This window comes from Stenotrophomonas maltophilia group sp. P373 (genome assembly GCF_053295075.1).
Map to the genome: position 1 here is coordinate 1,902,703 of NZ_CM129994.1, position 18,866 is coordinate 1,921,568.

The 18,866-nt window shown below is 65.5% G+C and carries 24 protein-coding genes and 1 pseudogene; 17 read left to right on the forward strand and 8 right to left on the reverse strand.

Annotated features, from left to right (window positions below; all coding sequences use genetic code 11):
* Window positions 1–280: 280 nt before the first annotated feature.
* The gene (locus tag ACSYHF_RS08850) at window positions 281–967 is read left to right on the forward strand and encodes a hypothetical protein (protein ID WP_134955221.1); all 687 of its coding nucleotides are present in this window, start codon (window positions 281–283) and stop codon (window positions 965–967) included.
* On the opposite strand, the gene ACSYHF_RS08855 is transcribed toward ACSYHF_RS08850, so the two are convergent.
* Together ACSYHF_RS08855 and ACSYHF_RS08860 are read right to left on the reverse strand one after the other, a co-directional pair.
* Window positions 921–1,496 (reverse strand): hypothetical protein, encoded by a 576-nt coding sequence (locus ACSYHF_RS08855; protein WP_134955222.1) that lies wholly within the window; start codon window positions 1,494–1,496, stop codon window positions 921–923. The two genes, ACSYHF_RS08850 and ACSYHF_RS08855, sit on opposite strands and share 47 nt — an antisense overlap.
* A gap of 211 nt (window positions 1,497–1,707) precedes the next feature.
* Window positions 1,708–2,292 (reverse strand): hypothetical protein, encoded by a 585-nt coding sequence (locus tag ACSYHF_RS08860; protein ID WP_134955223.1) that lies wholly within the window; start codon window positions 2,290–2,292, stop codon window positions 1,708–1,710.
* 181 nt (window positions 2,293–2,473) lie between these two features.
* On the opposite strand from ACSYHF_RS08860, the gene ACSYHF_RS08865 reads away from it, so the two are divergent.
* Window positions 2,474–2,914: a hypothetical protein gene (locus ACSYHF_RS08865; RefSeq protein WP_447576296.1), complete on the forward strand. Its 441-nt coding sequence runs from the start codon at window positions 2,474–2,476 to the stop codon at window positions 2,912–2,914.
* A gap of 276 nt (window positions 2,915–3,190) precedes the next feature.
* On the opposite strand, the gene ACSYHF_RS08870 is transcribed toward ACSYHF_RS08865, so the two are convergent.
* Entirely contained in the window at window positions 3,191–3,358 is a 168-nt protein-coding gene (locus ACSYHF_RS08870) for a hypothetical protein (protein WP_181357008.1), read from the reverse strand.
* 107 nt (window positions 3,359–3,465) lie between these two features.
* Here ACSYHF_RS08870 and ACSYHF_RS08875 point away from each other — a divergent pair, with 107 nt between their 5' ends.
* Both ACSYHF_RS08875 and ACSYHF_RS08880 read left to right on the forward strand, forming a co-directional pair.
* Entirely contained in the window at window positions 3,466–3,534 is a 69-nt protein-coding gene (locus ACSYHF_RS08875) for a hypothetical protein (RefSeq protein WP_181357009.1), read from the forward strand.
* Window positions 3,535–3,580: 46 nt separating this feature from the next.
* The gene (locus tag ACSYHF_RS08880; RefSeq protein WP_134955224.1) at window positions 3,581–3,802 is read left to right on the forward strand and encodes a phage tail length tape measure family protein; all 222 of its coding nucleotides are present in this window, start codon (window positions 3,581–3,583) and stop codon (window positions 3,800–3,802) included.
* Between the two features lie 55 nt (window positions 3,803–3,857).
* Here ACSYHF_RS08880 and ACSYHF_RS08885 read toward each other — a convergent pair whose 3' ends face one another.
* Entirely contained in the window at window positions 3,858–4,598 is a 741-nt protein-coding gene (locus ACSYHF_RS08885) for a dihydrodipicolinate synthase family protein (protein ID WP_447576298.1), read from the reverse strand.
* Window positions 4,599–4,763: 165 nt separating this feature from the next.
* Here ACSYHF_RS08885 and ACSYHF_RS08890 point away from each other — a divergent pair, with 165 nt between their 5' ends.
* The 3 genes and pseudogenes from ACSYHF_RS08890 to ACSYHF_RS08900 form a co-directional block, all read left to right on the forward strand.
* Window positions 4,764–5,228, forward strand: a complete 465-nt coding sequence (locus ACSYHF_RS08890) for a GNAT family N-acetyltransferase (RefSeq protein ID WP_134955225.1) — start codon at window positions 4,764–4,766, stop codon at window positions 5,226–5,228.
* 28 nt (window positions 5,229–5,256) lie between these two features.
* Window positions 5,257–5,463 (forward strand): hypothetical protein, encoded by a 207-nt coding sequence (locus ACSYHF_RS08895; RefSeq protein ID WP_005416304.1) that lies wholly within the window; start codon window positions 5,257–5,259, stop codon window positions 5,461–5,463.
* Window positions 5,464–5,673: 210 nt separating this feature from the next.
* Window positions 5,674–5,910: pseudogene (locus ACSYHF_RS08900) on the forward strand (helix-turn-helix domain-containing protein); the annotation flags it as partial.
* Window positions 5,911–5,995: 85 nt separating this feature from the next.
* Here the strand turns inward: ACSYHF_RS08900 and ACSYHF_RS08905 are convergent.
* Window positions 5,996–6,355 carry a response regulator gene (locus ACSYHF_RS08905; RefSeq protein ID WP_005416306.1) on the reverse strand — a complete coding sequence of 120 codons (360 nt, stop codon included), beginning with the start codon at window positions 6,353–6,355 and terminating at the stop codon, window positions 5,996–5,998.
* A complete protein-coding gene (locus tag ACSYHF_RS08910) occupies window positions 6,345–7,508 on the reverse strand; it encodes a two-component system sensor histidine kinase NtrB (RefSeq protein WP_447576301.1) in 1,164 nt (387 codons plus the stop codon). Before ACSYHF_RS08910 ends, ACSYHF_RS08905 begins: the two co-directional genes overlap by 11 nt.
* Window positions 7,509–7,659: 151 nt before the next feature.
* Between ACSYHF_RS08910 and ACSYHF_RS08915 the strand changes: the two genes are divergently transcribed.
* From ACSYHF_RS08915 to ACSYHF_RS08935, 5 genes are all read left to right on the forward strand, one after another.
* The gene (locus ACSYHF_RS08915; protein WP_329888514.1) at window positions 7,660–10,767 is read left to right on the forward strand and encodes a response regulator; all 3,108 of its coding nucleotides are present in this window, start codon (window positions 7,660–7,662) and stop codon (window positions 10,765–10,767) included.
* Window positions 10,764–11,588 carry a CheR family methyltransferase gene (locus tag ACSYHF_RS08920; RefSeq protein WP_005416310.1) on the forward strand — a complete coding sequence of 275 codons (825 nt, stop codon included), beginning with the start codon at window positions 10,764–10,766 and terminating at the stop codon, window positions 11,586–11,588. Before ACSYHF_RS08915 ends, ACSYHF_RS08920 begins: the two co-directional genes overlap by 4 nt.
* Window positions 11,588–12,163, forward strand: coding sequence for a chemotaxis protein CheB (locus tag ACSYHF_RS08925; RefSeq protein WP_049413816.1), 576 nt, complete (start codon window positions 11,588–11,590; stop codon window positions 12,161–12,163). The genes ACSYHF_RS08920 and ACSYHF_RS08925 overlap by 1 nt, the downstream gene beginning before the upstream one ends.
* The gene (locus tag ACSYHF_RS08930; protein ID WP_095377692.1) at window positions 12,160–13,293 is read left to right on the forward strand and encodes a hybrid sensor histidine kinase/response regulator; all 1,134 of its coding nucleotides are present in this window, start codon (window positions 12,160–12,162) and stop codon (window positions 13,291–13,293) included. Before ACSYHF_RS08925 ends, ACSYHF_RS08930 begins: the two co-directional genes overlap by 4 nt.
* An 83-nt stretch (window positions 13,294–13,376) precedes the next feature.
* Window positions 13,377–13,805: a BLUF domain-containing protein gene (locus ACSYHF_RS08935; protein WP_005416313.1), complete on the forward strand. Its 429-nt coding sequence runs from the start codon at window positions 13,377–13,379 to the stop codon at window positions 13,803–13,805.
* A 15-nt stretch (window positions 13,806–13,820) separates the two neighbouring features.
* Here the strand turns inward: ACSYHF_RS08935 and ACSYHF_RS08940 are convergent, their stop codons facing one another.
* Window positions 13,821–14,141, reverse strand: coding sequence for an ArsR/SmtB family transcription factor (locus ACSYHF_RS08940; protein WP_005416314.1), 321 nt, complete (start codon window positions 14,139–14,141; stop codon window positions 13,821–13,823).
* An 86-nt stretch (window positions 14,142–14,227) separates the two neighbouring features.
* Between ACSYHF_RS08940 and ACSYHF_RS08945 the strand changes: the two genes are divergently transcribed.
* From ACSYHF_RS08945 to ACSYHF_RS08955, 3 genes are read left to right on the forward strand one after another with little or no spacing between them, the layout of a single operon-like run.
* The gene (locus ACSYHF_RS08945; protein ID WP_005416315.1) at window positions 14,228–14,665 is read left to right on the forward strand and encodes a YeeE/YedE family protein; all 438 of its coding nucleotides are present in this window, start codon (window positions 14,228–14,230) and stop codon (window positions 14,663–14,665) included.
* Complete coding sequence (locus tag ACSYHF_RS08950; protein ID WP_005416316.1) at window positions 14,662–15,099, forward strand: DUF6691 family protein; 438 nt, start codon at window positions 14,662–14,664, stop codon at window positions 15,097–15,099. The genes ACSYHF_RS08945 and ACSYHF_RS08950 overlap by 4 nt, the downstream gene beginning before the upstream one ends.
* A 43-nt stretch (window positions 15,100–15,142) precedes the next feature.
* Window positions 15,143–16,195, forward strand: a complete 1,053-nt coding sequence (locus ACSYHF_RS08955) for a linear amide C-N hydrolase (protein ID WP_053499905.1) — start codon at window positions 15,143–15,145, stop codon at window positions 16,193–16,195.
* Here the strand turns inward: ACSYHF_RS08955 and ACSYHF_RS08960 are convergent.
* Window positions 16,192–16,971, reverse strand: coding sequence for a DUF6491 family protein (locus tag ACSYHF_RS08960; protein ID WP_005416318.1), 780 nt, complete (start codon window positions 16,969–16,971; stop codon window positions 16,192–16,194). The genes ACSYHF_RS08955 and ACSYHF_RS08960 overlap by 4 nt on opposite strands.
* Window positions 16,972–17,052: 81 nt before the next feature.
* Between ACSYHF_RS08960 and ACSYHF_RS08965 the strand changes: the two genes are divergently transcribed.
* Window positions 17,053–17,748: a helix-turn-helix transcriptional regulator gene (locus tag ACSYHF_RS08965; protein ID WP_053499903.1), complete on the forward strand. Its 696-nt coding sequence runs from the start codon at window positions 17,053–17,055 to the stop codon at window positions 17,746–17,748.
* A 167-nt stretch (window positions 17,749–17,915) separates the two neighbouring features.
* Window positions 17,916–18,866, forward strand: coding sequence for a DMT family transporter (locus ACSYHF_RS08970; protein ID WP_005416320.1), 951 nt, complete (start codon window positions 17,916–17,918; stop codon window positions 18,864–18,866).

The following is an 18,866-nucleotide window of genomic DNA, read 5'->3' on the forward strand; positions in this document are numbered from 1 at the left end:
CGGCTGCAGCTGCAGCCGCGTTGGGCTGCGTCTCCGCTGTGGTCGACTATGTCGCTGCAGAAGCGTCGGCTGACGCGTTATGTCCGCGGGCTTCTTCCTCCTTGCGAATCCTCTCGCGCTCGGCGTCCAGGCACTGCTGCCCCGTCTGTTGGTGCTCGAAGAACCGCCAGGGCGAAACCGGAACCTGCTACCTGCGGCACCGGCTGCAGTGCAGCACCTCCGATGACTACTCCGGCCCGCGGCCGAACTACAGTCTGAAAGGAACCTCGACCGCCGTCGCATGACCACGATGACAGCAGCTGCGCGGAAGATCCGCGCGAAGCGGGCCAGCCGGCCCATCTATGCGACCTGCACGCGCCTGGTCGATCCCGCCATGGGCGAGGAGCTTGGGGCCTTCGCCCCGAGCAACGACGTCGACCGACGTCTGGCCAGGGATCGCGGCTATCGGGTTGGGCGCGAGTACTGCCTGGAGATCAAGGAATCGCGCAATGTCGCGTTTCTCCATCTGGCCCACGTGATCGGTCACCTGCTGGTGGACAATGTGGAGGCATTCCGCGACCTGGACGCGCATGCCGCGCTGAAGCAGGTGCAGCTGGAGTCGGGTGTCTGTTGCGAGATTGTGGAGATAAACGCCAGCCCAGTGGTGAAGGCGCTGCTGGATGCCGCAGGGACGGTGCTTCGCGCCGGCGCGCGAAAGGTGCTGGCGGCGGTGCTGCCGGAGATCCGCACCATTCCGTTGAAGGTCGCTCAGTCCTTGGCGTTCGATTCGATGGAGGATGAGGACTTCGCTACATTCTTCAAGGGCATCACCGCTCGGATCGGTGACCGCTACGCGCACGTCGTGCTGGACGACCTGAGCGCGGAGTACTGGCGGATGCTGAATGGTCGGCAGCAATCAGGGAAGGCAGCGAAGTATGGTCCTATTTACCGAGAGCCTTTGCGACGCGCCGGGCATCGCGCCAGTTGAGCGGATTGACCAATTGGTTAACATCCGCAATCTCCCCATAAATTCTGCCGATTCGGCCCACAAGTACCTCCAGGTTGTTCATGTGGTTTGCTTGAATGCTGGCACCGATGCTGGCAATGCTAGTATCCAAAGCCTGTGCGTAGTTGAGCAGCTCTCGCAGGCCATCTTTGAGCTCGAGCGTCGGGTAGATCAGACGATCGTCGGGAAGATCGTGAGCCGGGATGGCATCCATCGCCTTTGCGGCCTCTTTGAGTAAGTCAAGGTTCCAAGGCTTGGCGACCGGCTTGTGCTCGTACTTGCGCATGTCCGCGATGAAGCCATCGGCGGCATCGGCTGCAAATGCAGCCATGGCAGTCAATGCCTGAACCCGCTGTCTGATGGTCTTCTTGTGCTGCCAACGAGCAATCCATGCGGCACCAACGATTGCGACTGCGGAAAGCACTGCTTGTGCCCATGCAGCCGCAGAGGACCACCAGCTGAGCGGGTGGCAAAGAATCTCAAGCGGGTAGCAATATAGTGGCTCAGCCATGTAGTTCCCCTGTTCTTCATGGAGGCACAAGCATGAGGCGTGGACGCTCAACCGGCAAGAGGACCCATTCGCGGCAGGCCAGGCCGGCGGCGATCAATGGCATCGGCCGTATCGACTGTCGCCACGCCTTCCTGATGTTCGACGACGTGCGCACTGAGTTATGGGAGGTGGCCAGTGCCAATCGGAGGTGGGTATGGCCATGTCAGTACTTTCAGTAGAGAAAGAGTGCAACCCTGTGCTTACGTCTGATGCGCTCCAGTTGAAAAAGCGCGAAGTGTTGCGTCGACTGAATATGCACGCAGAGGATGTTGATAGCCGATGCATACTCCGAGGAATCCGATTTGTGGGCTCTCTCCCACAGCTCCTGCAGTCTACGTCCGCTCTCCGCTGCACTCGCTACGGGCTGCTGAATGGAGACTGGAAGGTTTCCGTTTTCAGATCGGAACTGCAGCGACTTGTTGACAATCGCAAGCTGGGGGTGAGGCGGGCCGCTCGGCAAGCCGAACTCGATTGGTTTTCGGAGGTTGTTTTCACTGATCCGAGCCAGCTCTTCGACCCATTCCACTGCTTCGCGATAGCGATCGAATCTGTCCGCGCAGCGGATTCGCACAGGGACATATATCGCGAGCAACAAGGCGCCAATGGATCCAATAGCTTGTACCCAAGCAGGCATGGAGTCGCCGATATTGATGGGGCCAATGATCGCCAGAAGAACGAATCCAATCAGAATTCCGAAAGAGATGCATACACAATACGTCAATGCGATTGGCCAGCTGATTTTGTGGGTAATGCTCAAGATGCTCCCCTGTTCAACAAGTTGTGTAGCGGTTGGTATGCGAAGGCGATGGGGAGAATGCCTGATGCGCACTGATAACGCCAAGCCAATTATCAGAGCTGAGCGCTATCCCATGGAGACCGCACGATGATCCCCTGACCCTCCCGTACTGATTCGATTCTTTAAGGCCCTGTGCGACCTCGTGGTCGGCTGGGCCACCGATGCGCTGGTCTGGTTGCGCAAGCCCGGCAGCGCTATGAAGGTTTGCTGCGGCGTGCTGGCATTTTGGTTCATGGTCGCGGGCCTCTCGGCATACGAGAAAGAACAGCAGATCAGGGATCTGAGCGCTCAGGTCGTGAAGGCGCGAGCCGATTGGAATGCGGACACCGAGCGATTGCAGGTTGACGTGGACGACCGTGACCAGCGGCTGGCGGAGGTTGCCGCCGTGTTGCGGGCCGAGGCTGAAAAATTTGAAGTGTTGAAGGCCGAGAGCGCCGCGGCATTGAATAGCCTGGCCAGCAAGATCGAGGCGGCCGAACTAGACGCCACCACGTGGCGTGAGCGCTACCAGAAGCGACCGGACAGCTGTCAGGCCGTACTTGAGTTACTGGACTCGGCTTGCCCAGGCCCGATGGGGTACTGACATGCGCATTCTCCTGATCGGTGCTTTGCTGCTGCCTGCCTGCCTGCAGCACCACGCCAGCCACCAAGAATCCATCAGCACCCGCCCTCATCCATGTGCTAGTGGACACCTATGTCCCCATTGATTCGGCACTAACCAGGCGTTGCAACTGGATCCGCGCGGGCAAGCCATCCGCCGTGTTTGAGGTGAGCAATGGCCGGAAGCGTTGCCTGGGCCAGTACGAGGTGCGACTGGACGCCATTGGAGACGTCCAGGAAAATCCTCTGCCTTAGCGATTTAGCCTTGCAGGAATTTCCAGCCCTTCTCGGTGACCTCGACGTGGTCGTTTTCGTCGACAGAGACGTAGCCTTCCTCAACTGCCCACTCGAAATGCCGAGCGTCCACAGCATTGCCGCTGCTGATGCTGAGGATCACTTGGCTCTGTTCTGCTTTTCCAAAGCTCATTCCATTGCTCCACATGAGGTTTCGAGATGGTATCCGGAAATTCTCAGACCGAACAGGTCAGATCCGGAACCATGACCCCAAAGCAGTAGCGGTTCGTCCAGGAATACCTGGAGGACCACAACGGTACGCAGGCGGCCATCCGCACCGACTACAGCGCTAACACCGCCATGCAGTAAGGCTCACGGTTGCTTACAGATCGCCCGCACCGAGTCGCTGACAGCCATGGCCGCCGGCTGGGAGGAGGCGTTTCGGCAGCAGATCGAGAGCGGCCGACTGGCGCCGGAGAACGTCGAGGGCACCTGGGCAGCCACCGCTGACGACAGGACCCGCCACACGGTCAGTGCATTCGACTCCATCGCAAAGGAACCGGTGGAGGGCCTACTGAAGCTCAACGACGCAGAGCGCTTCCTGACCGCCGCGCAGCTGCAGCGCATCGTACGCTGAGGGAGGAGGGGAGGTCGCAGGAAGCCGCCTACGAGGCGATCCAGATCTATGCCAGTCACGTGGACGACGTGGCGAACCGCACCGGGGCGGTGATGCCCGAGATGTCCAAGGGCTGGCGAGATATCAAGGACGACATCAGCGGGGCATGTGGAACGCTGGGCAACTTCAGCAGCGCAGTGGTGGACCTAGCCGGCGAATGGGGCGTTCTGTCTCGGCTGCCGCGTCTGAGCGACGTTCTGGGCCTTGGCGTGGCGGGTGGAGCTCTGGTCAAGTTGAGCGGTCTGTCATCCCTGTCGAAGGTGTTGAATGACGCTGCGGCAGCCATGCGGGGCTTGCCGCCGCTGCCCAAGCCCATCGATGAGGGGGGCGCGCTGGGTCCGCAGTGGGTGGTGCTGGGATTGTCGTAGACACAGATCGGGGTGCGCACCGCCGTGCACTCCGATTCGAAGAGCGTGTAGACCTCGTGCTCCTTCAATGGCTGGTAGGACACGGGTGCCAGCAGCAGGCCGGCTGCGCCCGCATCCTCGGCGTCCCGGGCCAACGCCAGCACATCGCGGGTGCGCAGCGCACCGATGCCGACGATGATCGGGACATCGCCCGAATGGGCCAACGCTTCGCGCAGCACGCGCATGCGCTCAGCCTTTTCCAGGTAGGCGTAGCTGCCGGTGGAGCCGAGCACGCCCATCGAGTCCACGCCAGCGGCTGCGAGACGCTCGACCAGTCCGGCGAAGGCGCGCAGGTCGATGCTCGATTCGGTCATCGGCGTAAGAGGAAAGGCGCTGAGGCCGTGGATCATGGCTAACCCCGAAGGCAGAGGGCGAAGGGGAGGCCGTCTGCAGTGGCGACCCTGGACGGCCGGCATTGTTTATTGTCCCAGGACAAAATTCAAGCGCTGCCCTGCAACGTGATTGTGGTGCAGGAATCGCGCACCATGGCGGCCATCCTTCCTTGCGCGCACGCCATGACTGAGTGCCTTCACCCCGTGCAGCCTCCACACTACGCCGTCATCGGCGCCTGGCTGGATTCGGCCGGCGCAACCCAGCGCTGGGCCGGTCCCGGCGTGCAGTATCCGCTCGGGTCCGATGCATTCGCGCAGGCGCTGCAGCTGCAGCAGCGCCCGGGTTGGGTGCTGCTGGATGCGAACGGCCACTGCCTTGGTTTCGGCCAGTACTGGTCGACCGGCCCCGGCACGCTGCACTTGGGCCGCATCATCGTTTCGCCGCAGGTACGCGGGCGTGGAGTGGGACGTGTACTGGTGCAGGCGCTGATGGCACAGGCGCTGCAATCGGCCGCAGTGGAGCGGCTGACCCTGCGCGTCTATCGTGACAACGTCGCGGCGATGGCCCTGTATCGTGACCTGGGCTTCCAGCCGATGGAAGACGCTTCGACACCGGAACTGCTGTTCATGCAGCACCGTGCCGGCTGAGTGGTGATCACGCGGGCAAGAGGGCGCGTTGCTGCGCCTGCCAGAGCTCGCGCGTGATGCGGCTGATGTGTTCGGCGCAATACCAAGCCAGGAAGTGGTTGAGTTGATTGGCATCGGTGCGGTGATGGCGGAAACCGCAATTGGCCTGCGCTCTTCGATCCCCGACGCTGGCATGGACTGGCCATCCGGCGACGGGCCCGATACGCCGACGGTGGGCATACCCGTAGAGTCGTGATGGCGCGGCACTGCGCTCACAGGGCGGAACCTTGATGGTTTCGGTATTTCTGACAACCGCGTCGTGGCCCCGGGTATGCTGGGCTCCGCGAATCCAGCCGGATCAGCCCATGGACCGAATAGCCCAGCTTCTGGATCAGGACGAATCCATGCGCCTGGAAGTCAGCGCGCCGGCCGAGGGGCGGGGCGTTCCGCTGTCGTTCCGGCACCGCCCAAGGCGTTGATCGACCGCCACGTGGTGCTGGAGATCAAGGCGCTGCTGAGCTACAGCGAGTTGCCGATCGGACGCATCGCCGAGCGATTGTGCTTCGAGGATGCGTCGTACCTGTGCAGCTACTTCCGGCGGCACACCGTGCAGCCATTGACCGGTTACCGCCGCGCGGGGCAGGGTGGTGCTAGTGGGACACCAACAGCGGTGTGGGAACTTCGCACAGCAGATCTTCGGTAGCCCCGCTAAGCACGCGTTCGACCACGCGGTCGCGGCGGTAGGGCCCCAGCACCTGCAGATCGGCTTCGCCAGGCCCGGCGAAAGGTCATTCCTGCTTCAGCAGCTGCACCAGCTGGCGCAGGCGATAGGGCTTGGGCAGGAACTCCACCTGCTCCGGAAGCGGCGGCAGCTGCGAACGCGCATAGCCGGAGGACAGGATCATGCGTGCATGCGGCTGCTCACGCGCGACGTGCTCGCTGAGTTCGATGCCGGACATGCCGTTGGGCATGCTGACATCGCTGAACACCACATCGAAGCGTGCGTCGCCCTTCAGCAACGCAGCGGCTTCATGCCCGTCGGCGGTGGTGGACACCTCGATGCCGAAATCGCGCAGGGCCATGCCGATCATCTCGCGCAGATCGTTCTGGTCCTCCACCATCAGTACGCGGATCGGGTCATCGGTCATGGGTAAATTCCTCGGTTGCGGGTAGCAGCAGGCTGACCGTGGTGCCGACACCGGGCGTGGTGGACACGTCGACGAAGCCGCCGCTCTGGGTAGTGAATCCGAACACCTGGCTCAGGCCCAGGCCGCTGCCCTTGCCGATGTCCTTGGTGGTGAAGAAGGGCTCGCTGGCCCGCTCGGCGATGTCGGCGGCCATGCCGTGGCCTTCGTCGCAGACGCTGAGGGTGACATAGCCGCGTTGCAGCATGGTGTCCGCATCCGGATCGAGGCGATGTTCCAACGCGGTGCCGATCAGGATGCGGCCGCCATCGGCGGTGGCCTCCACGGCATTGGCCACCAGATTCGCCAAGGCGGTCTGGAGCTGCATCGCATCGGTGCTCACCTGCGGCAGGCCCGGGGTGAGATCGGCATCCAGTACCACCGTGGGCGGGCAGGCGCGTTGCAGGTCCGGCAGCCACTGCCGTACCAGCGCATTGATGTCCACCGATTCCCGGATCAGGGTCTGGCCGGTACTGAAGGCCAGCAGCTGGCGGGTCAGCAGCGCGCCGCGGTCAGTGGCTGCCTGCGCGGCATCCAGCAGCTCGGCTGCGCGTGCATCGTCACTGCTGACACGCAGCGACAGCAGGTCCAGGGCGTTGCCGATGGTGGTCAGCAGGTTGTTGAACTCATGTGAGAGGCCGCGACTGAGCCGGCCGACCGTCTCGAACTGCTGGGTATTGCGCAGCGCGCGCTGGGCATCGCGCAGCAGCCGCTGCGCCTGCCACTGCTCGGTGATGTCACGGGTGATCTTGACGAAGCCGAGCAGTTCGCCGGCTTCGACGACCGGCTCGATGACCACGCTTGCGCGGAACGACGAGCCATCGCGGCGAACGCGCCAGCCCTCACTGGCGACATGGCCCTGCTGCGCTGCGACGCGAAGCAGGCGCTGCGGTTCGCCGGTCTCGCGGTCGGCGGGCAGGTAGAAGCGGCTGAAGTGCGATCCCACCACTTCATCGGCTGAATAGCCTTTGATACGTTCAGCGCCCGGGTTCCAGCTGCAAACGATGCCTTCAGGATCAAGCAGGTACAGCGCATGGTCGCGCACGCTGTCAATCAACAGTCGCAGTTGTCGGGAAGGGTCCGTCAGCACGGACGTCGTAGAAGCGGCTGCGTCCACGTGTAAATAAGTGTTACCCCTGTGAGGGACGTGAAGCTAGGCACTCAAGTGTGAAGGATGCGTGCACACCTGACACGTGCCATTTGTCCTGTGCGGCTGAATGCGACACGGAGTACCATCTTCCACCCTTTGCCTTCTGGAACCGACCTGCATGCGTCCTGGTGCGACTACGCGTGACCGCTGGATCTGGATGACGTCCGCCGTGCTGCTGGCCGCGACCATCGCGTTGGAACTGGTCGTCCCGCTCGGCTACGCGGTATGGCTGGCCTACTTCCTCGCGGTCGGCGTGACGGTGTTCCAGCGCAGTGCACGCGCGCCGTTCGTGGTCGCGATGATCGCCTGTGTCCTGCTGGTGATCGGCTTCAACGTTGCGCCAGCCAGCAACAATTCGTCGTTCTCGCTAGTCAACCGTACCGTCGGTGGCTGCGCCTTCCTGATGATCGCACTGATCGTCTCGCGCGCGATCCAGGCCCGGCGCCAGGCGATGCGCGCGCTCTGGCTGCAGGAGGCCGAGAACGCGGTGGCGATGAGCCTGCGCGGTGACCTTGGGCCGGAGCAGATCGCCGAGGCGGCAGCAGCAAGCCTGGCCGGGCAGCTGGATGCAGAGGTCGGTGCGGTCTATCGCCTGGACGGCGGCCGGCTGCAGCTGACCGGTGGCGTGGCGCTGCCCTCTGGGACGCCGGCCTCCCTGGCCCTGCATGAAGGACTGGCCGGGCAGGTTGCCCGGGACGAACGCATCCGCCACCTGCACGGCGAAGATGCTGCCGTGCTCGAACTGCAGACCAGCCTGGGCCGGCTGCCGGTGCGCGAGCGCATCCTGGCGCCGATCAGCAGCGATGGTACGGTGGTCGGTGTCATCGAGCTGGGCCGCGCGCGGGCGGGTGAACAGCGTGACCTGGATCGCGAGCTGCTGGAGCGCTGCGCCGACACCATCGGCATGGCACTGCGCGCGTCGCTGCTGCGTGCGCAGCTGGTGGTTCTGCTGGAAGAGTCGCAGCGCCAGGGCGAGGAGCTGCAGGCCCAGCAGGAAGAGCTGCGCGTGGCCAACGAGGAACTGGAAGAGCAGAGCCGCAGCCTGTTGCAGTCGCAGAGCCACCTGGAAGAACAGCAGGCTGAGCTGGAACAGAGCAACGTGCAGCTGGAAGAGCGCACCCACGAGCTGGAGGCGCAGAAGCAGGCACTGCTGGTTGCGCAGAGCCAGCTGGTGCGCAACAGCAACGAGCTGGCGGCGACCTCGCGCTACAAGTCCGAGTTCCTGGCCAACATGTCGCATGAGCTGCGCACGCCGCTGAACAGCTCGCTGATCCTGGCCAAGCTGCTGGCCGACAACAAGGACGGCACGCTGACCGAGGAACAGGTGAAGTACGCGCGAGCGATCCTGTCGTCCAACAACGACCTGCTGGCGCTGATCAACGACATCCTCGACCTGTCGCGCATCGAGGCCGGCCATGTCGAACTGTCCGATGAAGTGGTGGTGGTCGAGAGCGCGCTGCAGCGCCTGCGCGAGACCTTCGAGCCGATGGCGCGGCAGAAGGGCCTGGCCCTGCAGATCGAAGCCGACGCCCTGGCACCGACCCAGATGGTGGTTGACAGCCAGCGGCTGCAGCAGATCCTGAAGAACCTGCTGGCCAACGCGGTGAAGTTCACCGAGCATGGCAAGGTCAGCCTGCACGTGCGTGCCGGCGGCAACGGCCGCATCCGGTTCGAGGTCTGTGACACCGGCATCGGCATTGCCCGCGAGCAGCTGGATGTCATCTTCGAAGCGTTCCGCCAGGCCGATGGCAGCACCCGCCGTCGCTACGGCGGTACCGGCCTGGGCCTGTCGATCTCGCGCGATCTGGCCGAGCGCATGGGCGGCGGCATCCAAGTCGACAGTGAGCCCGGGCGCGGCAGCTGCTTCATCCTGGAGCTGCCGCTGCAGGGAGCGCCCGCGGCGAGCGCAGCCGTCGCTGCCGATGTCCCCGTGGCAGCGCCGCCGACGGCGCCGGCCGTGCTGCCGGCCGCGCCCGTACGCGCTGCGACCGCGGCAGCGCCGGTTACTGCGATGGCCGGCGTAGCCGACGACCGCGGTCGCCGCCAGCGCGCCGGGCGCCTGATCCTGGCGGTCGAGGACGATGCCACGTTCGCCGAAGCACTGGTGGCGCTGGCCCATGAACTGGACTTCGACTGCGTGGTAGCGGGCACGGCGGAAGAGGCGCTGGCCCTGGCCAGTGAACTGCGCCCGAACGGCATCCTGCTCGATATCGGCCTGCCGGACGTGTCGGGCCTGAGCGTGCTGGAACGCCTGAAGCGCAACCCGGACACCCGCCACATCCCGGTGCATGTGGTCTCGGCCACGGACCGCAGCCAGGTGGCGCGCGAGCTGGGCGCGATCGGTTTCGCGATCAAGCCGACCACGCGCGAGCGGCTGGTGACGGCGATCGAACAGCTGGAACAGACCAGCCAGCGCGACATGCGGCGGCTGCTGATCGTGGAAGACGACAACGAGCTGCGCCACAACCTGGAACTGTTGCTGGGCCGCGACCAGCTGCAGATCGTCGCCGTAGGCACCTTGGCCGGCGCACTGGAACAGCTCAGTACGGTCACGTTCGACTGCATGGTGATGGACCTGTCGCTGCCCGACGGGAGCGGCTACGACCTGCTCGAGCACATGGCCGGCAACGACGATGTCGGTTTCCCGCCGGTGATCGTCTATACCGGCCGCGCACTCAGTCGCGAGGAAGAGCAGCGCCTGCGCCGCTATTCCAAGAGCATCATCATCAAGGGCGCACGTTCGCCCGAGCGCCTGCTGGACGAGGTGACCCTGTTCCTGCACAGCGTGGAGGCCAGCCTGCCCAGCGACCAGCAGCGCCTGCTGCGCGAGGCCCGCCGTCGCGACACCGTGCTCGACGGTCGGACGGTGCTGCTGGCCGAGGACGACGTGCGCAACATCTTCGCACTGTCCAGCGTGCTCGAACCCCTCGGCGTCACGCTGGAGATCGCGCGCAATGGCCAGGAAGCGGTGGATCGGCTGGCCGAGCGCGAGGTCGACCTGGTGCTGATGGACATCATGATGCCGGAGAAGGATGGCCTTGCTGCGATGCGCGAAATCCGCGCGCAGCGCCACCTGCAGGACCTGCCGATCATCGCGCTGACCGCCAAGGCCATGCCGGACGACCGTGAGCGCTGCCTGCAGGCCGGCGCCAACGACTACATCGCCAAACCCATCGACGTCGACAAGCTGGTCTCGCTGTGCCGGGTCTGGTGCTCGCGGCAATGAACGAGCAGGCCCTGTTCGACCTGGAGCTGAAGGTGCTGCTGGAAGCGCTTTACCAGCGCTACCACTACGATTTCCGCAGTTATGCGGTGTCGTCGCTGCGCCGGCGGATCCGCCAGGCCATGCAGCGCTATGAGTGCGAGCGGCTGGCCGACCTGCAGCACCGCCTGCTGCACGAGCCGGACCTGTTCGCGCAAGCGATGCAGTTCTTCACCGTGCAGGTCTCGGAGATGTTCCGTGACCCGGCCTATTTCCGCGAGCTGCGCGAGCAGGTGGTGCCGGTGCTGCGCACCTACCCGTCGGTGAAGCTGTGGGTGGCCGGTTGCAGTACCGGCGAGGAAGTGTGGTCGCTGGCGATCCTGTTGCACGAGGAAGGCCTGCTGGAGCGCAGCATCGTCTACGCCACCGACATCAATCCGGCAGCCCTGGCCACCGCCGAGGCCGGCGCCTATGGCATCGACCGGATGGCCCAGTTCAGCCGGAACTACCTGGCGGCCGGTGGCACCGCCTCGCTGTCCGACTACTACGCCACGGCCTACGATGGCGCGGTGTTCGATCGCCAGCTGCGCCGCAACGTGGTGTTCGCCGACCACAGCCTGGCCACCGACACCGTGTTCTCCGAGGTGCATCTGGTGTCGTGCCGCAATGTGCTGATCTATTTCAACCGCGATCTGCAGGACCGCGCGGTGGGCCTGTTCCGTGAAGCGCTGGTGCATCGCGGCTTCCTTGGCCTGGGCAGCAAGGAGTCGCTGCAGTTCGGGCGCCACCACGGCGCGTTCGAGACCTGCTCGCGGGAGCATCGCCTGTACCGGAAGGTTGCCTGATGGCACTGCCGACACGACCGGCGGTGCTGGTGATCGGGGCCTCTGCGGGTGGGGTTGCGGCGCTGCAGGCGGTGCTCGGCGCGCTGCCCGCGGCTCTACCGGCGCCGGTGCTGGCCGTGCTGCACCTTCCGCGCGACCGCAGCAGCCGCATCGCCGAAGTGCTGGCGCCGTACTGCGCGCTGCCGGTGCGCGAGGCCGAAGACAAGCAGCCGCTGCAGCCAGGCACGGTGACCTTTGCGCCACCGGACTATCACCTGCTGGTGGAAGACGCCGGTTCGCTGGCGTTGTCGGTGGACGCGCCGGTGCTGTTTTCGCGCCCGGCCATCGATCCATTGTTCGAGTCGGCTGCGGCCGTGTTCGGCGCGCAGGTGCTGGCCCTGCTGCTGACCGGTGCCAGCAGCGATGGTAGTGAAGGGGTGGCCGCAGTGCGCGCCGCCGGTGGCCGCGCCTGGCTGCAATGTCCCGAGGAGGCCGAGGCATCGATGATGCCGGCCTCCGCCCTGCAGCACGCCGGCGCCGATGCCGTGCTGCCCCTCGAACTGATGTGCCGTCGCCTGAAGGAGCTGTTTGCATGAACCTGCTGCCACCGGACCCTGCGCAGTCGCAGACCCCGGTCAACCTGCTGATCGTCGATGACGTGCCGCAGAACCTGGTGGCCATGCAGGCGCTGCTGCAGCGCGAAGGCGTGAACCTGCTGCTGGCGGGCTCGGGCGCGCAGGCGCTGGAACTGCTGCTCGAGCATGAGGTGGCGCTGGCCCTGCTGGACGTGCACATGCCGGAGATCGATGGCTTCACCCTGGCCGAGCTGATGCGCGGATCACACCGCAGCCGGGATGTGCCGATCATCTTCCTGACCGCCTCGCCGGACGACCCGCTGCGCGCGTTCAAGGGCTACGAAACCGGCGCGGTCGACTTCCTGCACAAGCCGGTGGCGCCGCAGGTGATCCTGAGCAAGGTCAATGTCTTCATCGAGCTGTACCAGCAGCGGCAGCTGCTGAAGGCGCGCAACGAGGCGCTGGAGCGCTCGCTCAAGCTCAACGAGACGATGGCGGCGGTGCTCACCCATGATCTGCGCACGCCGCTGTCGGCGATCCTGCTGTGTGCCGACAAGCTGGCGCTGGAGCTTCCTGCGGGCAATGACGGCGCGCAGCAGACCCTGAAGCACCTGGAAGCCAGCACGCTGCGCATGGCGCGCATGGTCGAGCAGCTGCTGGACTTTTCGCGGATCCGCAGCGGCGGGCTGCGCCTGCAGGCCAGCGCCTGTGATCTTGCCGAGGTCACGCGTGCGGTGGTGGCCGAAGCGGGCAGCGCCCACGGCCACGCACGGGTGCATCTGGATATGCTGGGCGATACCCGCCTGCAGGGTGATCTGGATCGGCTGGGTCAGGTTGCCGCCAACCTGATCGGCAATGCGCTCACCCATGGCAGTGAGGCGAGGGTGGAGGTGGACGGCCGTGATCCGCGCAGCGTGCTGCTGCGGGTGAGCAACGCGGGACGGATCGACGACGCGCTGCTGCCGCGCCTGTTCGAGCCGTTCAAGGCCAGCTTCCATCCCAGCAATGGCCTGGGGTTGGGCCTGTATATCGTCGATCAGTTCGTGCGCGCGCACGGCGGGCACATCGCAGCGCGCAATGAAGCCGGTCAGGTGGTGTTCGAAGCCCGGTTGCCGAGGCGCACAGAGGGGCTGCCGGCGGCCGCTACCTGAATTCTTCAGGGAACACCTGCGGGCACCGAGACGGACTCGTCCGCAGCTGCTACCGTGGGTGTACATCTTGTCAAGGAAGCGCCATGCCACTGCGTGCCATCGCCTACGTCAGCCAGGCGCTGCCGGATCTTTCCGCTGAACGGCTGCGGGCGCTGGTCGATGATGCAGCCCGTTTCAACAAGATGGCGGGCGTGACCGGTGTGCTGCTGCATGACGGCGGGCGATTCCTGCAGTACATCGAAGGGCCGCCGGATGGTATCGATTCGGTGTACGAACGGATCCTGCAGGCCGGTAGCCATATCGACATCATCGAACTGGCGCGTGGCCGCCTTGGCCAGCGCCAGTTTCCGTACTGGTCGATGCGCGCGTTGCCGGTGGAGGAGGCGCTGCTGCGGCAACTGTCTTCCAGCGACTGGTCAGGTTTCACCCGCGCGTTGCATGGTGACCTGTCGGCGCCGACCCCGGTGGATCTGCTCGATCAGGTCGTGCAACCGGTGCTGCACGCAGGTTGAACCTGCGTGGAAGGTTCAGCGCGCTGCACTTCCGCAGTACGCCGCGTGCAACGCCTGCAATACGCCCAGCGCCGGCCCTTCCACTACCCGGTAGTGGATCGACTGCGCTTCGCGCCGGGTCGAGACGATGCCAAGTCCGCGCAGCACCGCCAGATGCTGGGACAGCGCTGATGCGCTGAGCCCGGTCAGTGCCTGCAGTTCCGGTACTGGCGCCTCGCCTTCGACCAGCCGGCACAGCACGCGCAGCCGTGCAGGATGGGCCAGGCTTTTGAGCAGCGCCGCGGCCTGGGCGGCATGCTCGGCCATCGCGGCACTGTCGAGCTCGATTCGGGCCATGGTTGACCTTTTGCTTTAGAAGACGCTAATTTAGAAAAAGCTAATTCAAAAGGCAAGCGAATGAACGCGACAACTGGAGGCAGGTCATGACCGTGCCGTGGGCCGCCGTCGCGGGGGGCGCGTTGATCGGTGCGGCGGCGGTGGTCTTGCTGGCAACCACGGGCCGGGTAGCCGGCATCAGCGGCATCGCCGCTGGCAGCGTGCGCGCAACGCCCGGCGATCGAGGCTGGCGCTGGGCATTCCTGCTCGGCCTGCTTGCCGCTGCAGGGGGTGTGCTGTGCTGGCAGGCCGTGCCAGATCAAGCGCCCCGCGACCTGTTGCGTGACGCCTTGCCGGCGTGGCAGCTGGTTGGCGCCGGCCTGCTGGTCGGATTCGGTACGCGGTTGGGCAACGGCTGCACCAGTGGTCATGGAGTGTGCGGCATGGCCCGCGGCTCAATGCGGTCGCTGCTGGCGGTGCTGGTATTCATGGCCTGCGCAATGCTGACTACATTCCTGATCCGTCATGGCGGGGGCTTCGCATGAGCCGCATGATGGTGGCCGCCGGCGCGGCAGGGGCGCTGTTCGGCGCGGGCCTGGCGCTGGCCGGCATGACCGATCCGCGCCGCATCCTCGGTTTCCTCGACATCGCCGGCGATTTCGATCCCACCTTGGCCTGGGTGCTGGCCTCGGCACTGCTGGTTAGCGCGGTCGGCCAGCGCTGGGTGCTGCGGCGCCCGCGGCCGTCATGCGCAACGCGCTTCCAACTGCCCGCTGCGCGCGGTGTCGATGTACGCCTGGTGCTGGGCGCGGCATTGTTCGGAATGGGTTGGGGTTGGGCAGGCTATTGCCCGGGCCCTGCCATCGCCGGGCTGGCGGTGGGATCGCGCGAAGCGCTTTGGTTCGTGCCGGCCATGCTTGCAGGTTTCTGGCTGCACGATCGCCTGGTTCGCCGGGGCTTCACCGCTGTGTCACCCTGAATCGGGTCATATCCACGGATCACGGGGAAAGGAGCGCAACGACATGGCACGGATGAAGTGGAAGGAAAGGGCACTGCTGGCGGTCGCGCTGGCCGCCGCAGTGGCACCCGCGCTGGCCTGCACGCGCGCGGTCTACCTGGGCGACAACGGTGATGTGATCACCGCGCGCTCGATGGACTGGAAGGTCGATGTGGCGACCAACCTCTACGTGCTGCCGCGCGGCATCGCGCGCACTGGCCAGGCCGGGCCGAAGTCGCTGGCCTGGACGGCGCGCTACGGCTCGGTGGTGGCCACCGGTTATGACGTATCGACCACCGATGGCATGAACGAGAAGGGCCTGGTGGCCAACCTGCTGTGGCTGGTCGAATCGGAGTATCCGAAGCAGCGCGGCAACAAGCCGGGCCTGGCCATCTCACTATGGGCGCAGTATGTGCTGGACAACTTCGCCACCGTAGACGAAGCGGTCGCGGCGCTGCAGCGCGAGCCGTACTCGATCGTCACCGACAAGGTGCCGGGCGAAGACCGCCAGGCCACGCTGCACCTGTCGCTGTCAGATGCCAGTGGCGACAGTGCCATCGTCGAATACATCGGCGGTCGCCAGGTGATCCACCATGACCGGCGCTACCAGGTGATGACCAATTCACCGATCTTCGAGCAGCAGCTGGCACTCAACAGCTACTGGCAGCAGATCGGCGGCACGGTGATGCTGCCGGGTACCAACCGCTCAGCCGACCGTTTCGCGCGCGCCTCGTTCTACATCAACGCCATTCCCAAGTCCGAAGACCCGGTGGTGGCGCTGGCCAGCGTGTTCAGCGTGATCCGCAATACGTCGGTGCCCTACGGCATTACCACGCCGGGCGAGCCGAACATCTCCTCCACGCGCTGGCGTACCGTGGCCGATCACAAGCGGCGCTTGTACTTCTTCGAATCGGCATTGACCCCGAACACGTTCTGGGTCGACCTCAACAAGGTGGATTTCGGCGGCAAGGTGCTCAAGCTCGATCTCGGTCCGGACCAGCGCAATACCTTTTCCGGCGACGCGCTGGGCCACTTCGTGCCCAGCGCACCGTTCGCGTTCCTCGGCGTCGACGGTTAGTTCGACGCCTGGCTGGAAGCCGGATAGACCGCCTGGATCGTGCAGCCGCCGCGGGTGTACTGCGGCAGCGGCGCCAGCGCGTCGTTGCGCAGGTCACCATTCTCGAATCCGGCGGTGAGGATGCGATCGCCCGGATTGCCACAGATCAGGCCGTTCTGCATGCCGGAGTGGAAGCTCAGCTGTGGCGCACGGTCGAGCTGGCGGCAGTGGCTGCCAAGCTCCACGCGATAGTAGCGGTGCCCCCCATTGCGATGCGGATTGGTCTCCACCAGCATGCCCTGCGGGTCGGACGACCACGCGCGCACGTTGCGCGTGGCAAAGCAGTACGACGGCGAACCACCGAAACTGCGGCGGATGTCCCTGCGCTCGCGGATGGTCAGAGCGGGCAGGGTGGCCATGCGCAGGCGGTCGCTGTCGCGGGCCACGCTGGCGTAGTCGCGATCCTGCACGGGGGTCACCGCGCTGATCGCGCAGCTGCGGCCATCGACCACCACACGCTCGCTGGGGCGACCGCAGGCCCAGCCGGCGGGTGCTTCAAGTTTCAGCGTGGTGGCACCGCGGACGCCGGGGCACTCTTCGCTGAAGTCGATCCGATAGGCCTGGCCCGAGGCGGCTCGCAGAGCGATTGAACGCGATGAAGCCTGCTCCACTTCCTGGACGCCGACCGCGTCCATGCAGTGCGGGGCCGGTGGCGTACGTTCCTGCGCGGAGGCCGAGGCGGTGAGCGCCAGGCCGAGGCTGGTGGCAAGCACCAGGGACAGCTGCTGATGGGTCATGACCTGCACTCCCTGCGTTGGATGACGGATCGACTATAGCAGCGGTTTGCACGGCCGTTGTTACACGCGCACACTGCCCGGATGGGCGCCATCTTCCATCTGCGGCACTACGGGCAGGCCACCGGCCTGGACCGCCATGACTACGCGCAGTGGGTGCTGCCGCTGCAGGGGGAACTGCAGTTCGAGATGGAAGGGCGCGGCGGCCGGCTGGACCTGCTGCAGGGGGCATTTGTCGCCGCCGGCGAAGCACATGACCAGATGGCGGACGGCCCCAATGGTTTCGTGATCGTTGATTGTCCTCCAGGCGTGCTGGATGACGGCACGCAGGAGCATCTGTGCCGCCAGCGCTGGCTGCATCTGCCGCTGGCGTTGCGGCAGCGCCTGGCCGCCGTGCAGGCAGGGCAGCCGATGCCGGCGTTGCTGCCGCAGTTGCTGCAGGTATTTGCACCGGCGGGCAGTGGCGCGCGCATGCAGGGCCTGTGCGCGGCGGTGCAGGCCGATCCCGGCCGGGCCTGGCCGGTTGCCCGGATGGCCGGAGTTGTCGGTGTCAGCGAGAGCCGGTTGCACACATTGTTCCAGCGCGAGTTCGGGCTGAGCCCGCAGGCCTGGCTAAGTGCGTGCCGCTTGCGTTGGGCCAAGCATCAGCTGCGCACCACCGCCGCGCCGATCAGCGATATCGCACTGGCCGCAGGCTATTCCGAACAGAGCGCACTGACCCGTGCGCTGCGCCGCGAATGTGGCCAGACCCCCGCTGCGTGGCGCAGGGGTGCCGGCTGATCTGTAGAGCCGAGCCCACGCTCGGCTGCCCTTATCTGCACAACGGTGAATCGCAGCCGAGCATGGGCTCGGCTCTACAGAGGTGACAAGGCAGCAGCCTGGGTCAAGAGCGCCCAGCGGCCAGCGCTTACACTGCGCGGCCCGTTCCATCCGCCCGGACAATCCGAATGCGCAACAACCCGATGGCCGTGGGCATCGCCAATGGCGTGGCCGCTGGCGCACTGTGGGGCGTGGTCTTTCTCGCGCCTGCCGTGCTTCAGTCGTTCAATGCGTTGCAACTGTCCGCCGGCCGCTACCTGGTCTATGGCCTGATGGCAGTCGCCCTGCTGCTGCCGCGATGGAAGCGGCTGGCACCGCGGCTGGGCCGTGCCGAATGGATCGGCCTGCTGTGGCTGAGCCTGGCAGGCAACCTGGTGTATTTCCTGCTGCTGGCGACCGCCGTGCAGTGGGCCGGTGGCGCTGCGGCATCGCTGATCGTTGGCCTGATTCCGGTGGTGGTCACCCTCGTTGGCGTGCGCGAGCAGGGCGCTGTACCACTGAAACAGCTGCTACCAGCACTGGGGCTGTGCGTGCTGGGGGTCGCTCTGGTGGGTTGGGAAGCGCTGATGTCCGAGCACCTGGCCACCCCGTGGCGGCAGCGCCTGATCGGGCTGCTGTGCGCGTTCGGTGCGCTGTTCTCGTGGGCGCTGTATTCGATCGGCAACAGCCGCTGGCTGGCGCGCAGGCCGGACCTGTCCAGCCATGACTGGTCGCTGCTGACCGGCGTCACCACCGGCGGCCTGGCCCTGCTGCTGGTGCCGATGGCCTTCATCGGGCACACCGGCAGCCATACGGCGGCGCAATGGAGCGGGTTCTGGGCGATCAGCGCCGGCGTGGCAGTGGTGGCCTCGATCCTCGGCAACGCATTCTGGAACCGTGCCAGCCGCCTGCTGCCACTGACCCTGACTGGCCAGATGATCGTGTTCGAGACCCTGTTCGCGCTGCTGTACGCCTTTGCATGGCAGCAGCGCTGGCCCTCGCTGCTGGAAGCGCTGGCAATCGTGTTCCTGGTGGCTGGCGTGATGCTGTGCGCGCATGCGCATCGCACACCACGGGCGATCGCCGAACATGCCGGCTGA

Coding starts and splice junctions, on each gene's coding strand:
- ACSYHF_RS08915 (WP_329888514.1), top strand. CDS start 7,660: ATGCGTCCTGGTGCGACTACGCGTGACCGCTGGATCTGGATGACGTCC.
- ACSYHF_RS08940 (WP_005416314.1), bottom strand. CDS start 14,141: ATGGCCCGAATCGAGCTCGACAGTGCCGCGATGGCCGAGCATGCCGCC.
- ACSYHF_RS08855 (WP_134955222.1), bottom strand. CDS start 1,496: ATGGCTGAGCCACTATATTGCTACCCGCTTGAGATTCTTTGCCACCCG.
- ACSYHF_RS08905 (WP_005416306.1), bottom strand. CDS start 6,355: ATGACCGATGACCCGATCCGCGTACTGATGGTGGAGGACCAGAACGAT.
- ACSYHF_RS08890 (WP_134955225.1), top strand. CDS start 4,764: ATGACTGAGTGCCTTCACCCCGTGCAGCCTCCACACTACGCCGTCATC.
- ACSYHF_RS08965 (WP_053499903.1), top strand. CDS start 17,053: ATGGGCGCCATCTTCCATCTGCGGCACTACGGGCAGGCCACCGGCCTG.
- ACSYHF_RS08870 (WP_181357008.1), bottom strand. CDS start 3,358: ATGAGCTTTGGAAAAGCAGAACAGAGCCAAGTGATCCTCAGCATCAGC.
- ACSYHF_RS08935 (WP_005416313.1), top strand. CDS start 13,377: ATGCCACTGCGTGCCATCGCCTACGTCAGCCAGGCGCTGCCGGATCTT.
- ACSYHF_RS08960 (WP_005416318.1), bottom strand. CDS start 16,971: ATGACCCATCAGCAGCTGTCCCTGGTGCTTGCCACCAGCCTCGGCCTG.
- ACSYHF_RS08850 (WP_134955221.1), top strand. CDS start 281: ATGACCACGATGACAGCAGCTGCGCGGAAGATCCGCGCGAAGCGGGCC.
- ACSYHF_RS08955 (WP_053499905.1), top strand. CDS start 15,143: ATGGCACGGATGAAGTGGAAGGAAAGGGCACTGCTGGCGGTCGCGCTG.
- ACSYHF_RS08945 (WP_005416315.1), top strand. CDS start 14,228: ATGACCGTGCCGTGGGCCGCCGTCGCGGGGGGCGCGTTGATCGGTGCG.
- ACSYHF_RS08925 (WP_049413816.1), top strand. CDS start 11,588: ATGGCACTGCCGACACGACCGGCGGTGCTGGTGATCGGGGCCTCTGCG.
- ACSYHF_RS08885 (WP_447576298.1), bottom strand. CDS start 4,598: ATGATCCACGGCCTCAGCGCCTTTCCTCTTACGCCGATGACCGAATCG.
- ACSYHF_RS08920 (WP_005416310.1), top strand. CDS start 10,764: ATGAACGAGCAGGCCCTGTTCGACCTGGAGCTGAAGGTGCTGCTGGAA.
- ACSYHF_RS08970 (WP_005416320.1), top strand. CDS start 17,916: ATGCGCAACAACCCGATGGCCGTGGGCATCGCCAATGGCGTGGCCGCT.
- ACSYHF_RS08930 (WP_095377692.1), top strand. CDS start 12,160: ATGAACCTGCTGCCACCGGACCCTGCGCAGTCGCAGACCCCGGTCAAC.
- ACSYHF_RS08880 (WP_134955224.1), top strand. CDS start 3,581: ATGGCCGCCGGCTGGGAGGAGGCGTTTCGGCAGCAGATCGAGAGCGGC.
- ACSYHF_RS08950 (WP_005416316.1), top strand. CDS start 14,662: ATGAGCCGCATGATGGTGGCCGCCGGCGCGGCAGGGGCGCTGTTCGGC.